Genomic DNA, 561 nt, shown 5'->3' with positions numbered 1-561 from the left:
ACGCTCGGCCACCAGATGCCGGGCCACCAGACCGCCCAGCGAACCGGACGCACCGGTCACCAGCACCGTGCCCTCGGGGTCGAGGCCCCGGGCGTCGTCCCGCTCCGGCTCCACGGCCACCCGCGCCAGCCGGGGCACGGACACCGCGCCCGCGCGGATCGCCACCTGCGGCTCGTCCGAGGCCAGGGCGGCGGGCAGGGCCCGCAGCGACTCGTCCCGGCCGTCGGTGTCCACCAGCACGAACCGGCCCGGGTTCTCCGACTGCGCCGAGCGCAGCAGACCCCATACGGCCGCACCGGCCAGATCCGCCACCGGCTCGGCGGCCTCGACGGCCACCGCGCCACGGGTCACCACGACCAGCGGGGCGTCCCCGAACCGCTCCTCCTCCAGCCACCGCTGGACGGCGTCCAGCGCCGCGGCGGCGGCGCGGTGCGCCGCACGGGCCACCCGCTCACCGGTCTCGGCGGACGGCGACACGACGACGTACTCGGGTGCCGGCGCCGTGCCCGCGGCGACCGCGTCGGCCAGCGTCCCGAGGTCCCCGTACGCCGTGGCCCCGAG

Annotated in this window: 1 protein-coding gene; it reads right to left on the bottom strand. The window is 78.8% G+C overall.

Annotation, left to right across the window (positions count from 1 at the left end; genetic code table 11):
• On the bottom strand, positions 1-561 hold a 561-nt coding region (locus KN815_RS34255), incomplete at both ends, for a SpnB-like Rossmann fold domain-containing protein (RefSeq protein ID WP_216345743.1).

The sequence above is a fragment of the Streptomyces niphimycinicus genome (assembly GCF_018883605.1).
Taxonomy (GTDB): Bacteria; Actinomycetota; Actinomycetes; order Streptomycetales; family Streptomycetaceae; genus Streptomyces; species Streptomyces niphimycinicus.
The sequence above is the reverse complement of the archived record's forward strand: the minus strand, read 5'-3'. Positions and strand labels throughout refer to the sequence as shown.